A 3524-nucleotide genomic window follows, 5' to 3' on the forward strand; every position below is an offset into this window, starting at 1 on the left:
CTCTCCCCCCTCCCCCCTCCCCTCTACCAGGTCCTGGCCGTCCTCCAGGACCTGGTAGAGGTGCTTGACCGGTACCGACCGCACCTGCGACCCCCCGTGCCGGTCGGAACCGGACCGACCCAGGTACTAGCGGCGGCAGTCCCTGTGGCCGGGGTGCCAGACGCGCTGGACGTGGCCCGGCCTCCAGTGGCGGTGCTCCCAGCGGCCCGGAATCCATGTCTGGGTCCAGTAGCCCCGGCCGATCGAGCAGTGCCGGCCGTGGTCCGGCCCGGGGTGGTGGCTCGGGGCCGCCGAGGCAGTGCCGACCGCTCCGAACAGCGCGCCCGAAGTCAGCGCAACCGTGGCCGCGCCCAGGGCCGCGGCCCGCTTGAACCTGTCAGTCATCTCACATGTCCTTTCCGAGCGACGGTGCGTGAAGCTCCGTCAGTTGGCCCGGTCCGGTGCGACCGGGCTGGAACTGATACTGCCCGGCCGTCACGCCGAAAACGGAAAAGACGCCCACACGTAACTGAAAGCTAATTAATCTCTCATCCGTCACAAATAATCACATAATCTCACCGCTATCCCTCCGAACCGTCCGAGCGCCCATAGGGCACCTGACCAGGGACTCTACGGTCACGAAGTGCCACAGGGAGTCGCCGGAAGGCCTGAACACGCCCCGTTCGGCCCAGGTCCACCCCCCACCGCCATGCTCGTGGCCTTGTGCCGCCGGACTGCCTCATCGACGTCCGGCCCCGGCCAGGTCACCGCGGTCAGCTCCACTTGAGCCGCGATGCTGCCGGCTTCAAGCCACATGCCTTCGGCCGACATGTCTTTGCGCTTGCCGAACTCGCCTGACCGGTCGGCGGGTTCATGGTCGGGTGGCCCGGCGCGCGGCTTTCCAACGGGCGTACTCCGTCGGCAGACACACGGCGCAGGGGCGGTAGCCGGCCTCGACGGCGGTGGCTTCGTCCGCGAAGAGCACCCTGTGGGTGACGTAGTGACCGCCGGCGATGGCCCGCAGTGCGGACGGACAGTCCAGCCGTCCGTACACCCGGGTGCGGCGATGGCCACCGAGAGTGCCCGGGCTCAGGCTCAGGTAGGGCCGTCCGTCCCGGCTGATCAAGGTGTGGAGCCGCCGCTTCGGCCCGTTGCCGGACGGGGGCATGGGGGCGGTCATGCGGCGTCGTGGAAGACGAGACCCAGAGTGTGGCGGCGCCCTGAGCGGACGGTGCTCACACCGTGCCGCATAGGGGCGTTCGACCAGCCCCGCTTTGCGGCGACGGGCCGGTCGCGAGTGGTGAAGACGAGGCCGTGCCCCTGCGGAAGTGTTGTCGACGAGCCTCGGGACTGCGCACGCGGGCGTTGCTCGGTCATGAGGAACTCGCCGCCGGTGAAGTCCTCTCCTGGGGCGTCGAGACCGATCACGACCTGGAGCGGGAAGAGCATGTCGCCGAACACGTCGCGGTGCAGGGCGTTCCAGTCGCCGGGGCCATAGCGCAGCAGAATCTGTGCCGACCTGTCCTGCCCCGCCTCGTGGCACATCTCCAGCCACTCCCCCAGGCTGTCCGGCCAAGGGGCGGGCTTGCCCAGCTTGTCGGCCCAGTCCCGGGCGATGGGCAGCAGCCGGGGGTAGAACGCCTCGCGCAATTCCCGTACGGGGGCGGGCAGATCATGGGTGAAGTAACGGTACTGACCGGAGCCGAAGCGGTGGCGCGCCATGTCCACGGTCGTTCGGAAGCGCGCGATCTCGTCATAGAGGTCGGCGATCTTGCGGCACTCCTCCGGTGTGAGCAGCCGACGGGTCAGGGCGTTGCCGTACTCGTGGAGCTCGTCGGTGAGTTCGGCCCAGTCGTTGTCGTCGACCCTGCGGTCCACCGGCCCTGTTGGCCGAGTGGTGTCGATCATGGCAAGGCTCCTTGGGAACGGTGGTGCCACCCCGGCTCCGCACTCACGGGCATGGTGCAAGGCCGGGGCGACGCCTCAGGCGAGTTGGCCGGCATGTTCCAGGTCGAGGAGCTGCTGCTTGCGCTGCAGCCCGCCGGCGTAGCCGGTCGGCGCGCCGCCGGCGCCGACCACGCGGTGGCAGGGACGCACAACCATCAGCGGGTTGGCTCCGATCGCCGCGCCCACCGCCCGGACGGCGGCGGGGGCGCCGATCTGCCGGGCGAGGTCGCCGTAGGTGAGGGTTGCGCCGTACGGGATGCTCTCCACCGCCGCCCACACTTGCCGTTGGAAGGCCGAGCCACTGGTGACGTACTCGAGGTCGAAGACGGTCAGACCTCCGTCGAAGTACGCGCGCAACTGGGCGACGATCGCGGTGAACGCCTCCGGCTTCTCGATCCAGCCGTCCTGGACGAACATTCCGTGCTTCTGGCCGGGCACGGACAGCGAGGCAAGGGCGGTACCGCCCTCGGTTGTGCCCGACTCCTCGCCCACCAGCAGCAGTTCACCCAGCGGACTGTCCATCGTCGTGTACAGAGTCATTGGTCCGGTGTCCCTTCATGAGCTCTCATGGGATGCTGTACCGCTGACCAGTTTGCGGCTTTCACACCGCTCTGTCCGGCGGTATTCGGACATCGCTTTGCCGTGCGGGACGGTCATGGTCCGACAGCAGGGGACCTCACAGCGAAGGTCGCGAACTCGCCGTGCCCTGACCTGTGTTCGGCCTCAGACAAGGCTCGGCGGCAGAGCGCCCTCATGGGTGAGCAGGTGCACCTTGCGCTCGACGCCGCCCGCATAGCCCCGCATCGAGCCGTCCGCGCCGATGACACGGTGGCATGGACGCACCAGCAGCAGCGGATTCGCGCCGATCGCCGCGCCCAGGGCCTGAATACGGTCCCGCGCCAGGCCGAGTCGTGCGGCAAGGGCACCGTACGTGGTGGTCGTGCCCTACGGGATGCGCTCCAACTCGCGCCAGACCCGCTGCTGGAATTCGGTGCCGGCTGCCGCGAAGGTGAGGGCGAACTCGGTGAGTCGTCCGTCGAAGTACGCGCTCAACTGCTGTGCCACGTCCGCGAACCGTGCCGCGTCCCGCCGCCATGTGGGGCGGACGGCCGGTGCGTTCTTCTGGCCGGGCATGGACAGCGAGGCAAGATCGATGTCGTCGCCGTGTTCCTCACCCACCAGGAGCAGCTCACCCAGCGGGCTGGTGATCGTCGTGTAGGCGGTCATCGTCGCCTCCTCTTGACCCGGAATCGTCTCGTCCTCCACCTTCACGCTTCACGGGCACCGTTGCTGGCGGGATTCGGACATCACCCTACGGGGTTGCGGCGCAGGTCAGCTGGGTTCCGGCGGCCAGGCGGACCGGTGTGCGGTACGGCTCGCAGGGCCCATCACCCTTGCGACAGGACGGCACGAGAGGCAGCTGTCAGAGCTCGGGACTTGATGGTGCGGACGGCCGCCTGTGCTCCGAGGTCGAAGTCGGCCTTGATCCGGTGATACACGGCAGGTGTCCCCGTAGTACACGTGGACCCGAGGAACACCTCCCGCCAGTGCTCCGAGTGCTGGCACACCCACCGGTCCAACCGGATCGACCAAGCCAG

4 protein-coding genes and 2 pseudogenes are annotated in these 3524 nt (G+C 68.6%); 1 reads left to right on the top strand and 5 read right to left on the bottom strand.

The window, feature by feature from the left end; genetic code table 11:
* Positions 1–126: 126 nt before the first annotated feature.
* The 5 genes and pseudogenes from ADL25_RS07595 to ADL25_RS07615 all read right to left on the bottom strand — a co-directional run bounded on the left by ADL25_RS07595 (position 127) and on the right by ADL25_RS07615 (position 3153).
* Positions 127–384 carry a hypothetical protein gene (locus ADL25_RS07595; protein WP_059126884.1) on the bottom strand — a complete coding sequence of 86 codons (258 nt, stop codon included), beginning with the start codon at positions 382–384 and terminating at the stop codon, positions 127–129.
* Positions 385–850: 466 nt separating this feature from the next.
* Positions 851–1159 carry an Ada metal-binding domain-containing protein gene (locus ADL25_RS07600; RefSeq protein WP_059126885.1) on the bottom strand — a complete coding sequence of 103 codons (309 nt, stop codon included), beginning with the start codon at positions 1157–1159 and terminating at the stop codon, positions 851–853.
* Entirely contained in the window at positions 1156–1887 is a 732-nt protein-coding gene (locus ADL25_RS07605; protein WP_059126886.1) for a 2OG-Fe(II) oxygenase, read from the bottom strand. Before ADL25_RS07605 ends, ADL25_RS07600 begins: the two co-directional genes overlap by 4 nt.
* Before the next feature lie 75 nt (positions 1888–1962).
* Positions 1963–2466, bottom strand: a complete 504-nt coding sequence (locus ADL25_RS07610; RefSeq protein WP_059126887.1) for a methylated-DNA--[protein]-cysteine S-methyltransferase — start codon at positions 2464–2466, stop codon at positions 1963–1965.
* Positions 2467–2649: 183 nt separating this feature from the next.
* A pseudogene (locus ADL25_RS07615) lies at positions 2650–3153 on the bottom strand (methylated-DNA--[protein]-cysteine S-methyltransferase).
* Positions 3154–3447: 294 nt separating this feature from the next.
* Here ADL25_RS07615 and ADL25_RS45805 point away from each other — a divergent pair.
* Positions 3448–3524 (top strand): annotated as a pseudogene (locus ADL25_RS45805) (transposase); the annotation flags it as partial.

Source organism: Streptomyces sp. NRRL F-5122 (assembly GCF_001507435.1).
GTDB classification, from domain to species: Bacteria; Actinomycetota; Actinomycetes; order Streptomycetales; family Streptomycetaceae; genus Streptomyces; species Streptomyces lannensis.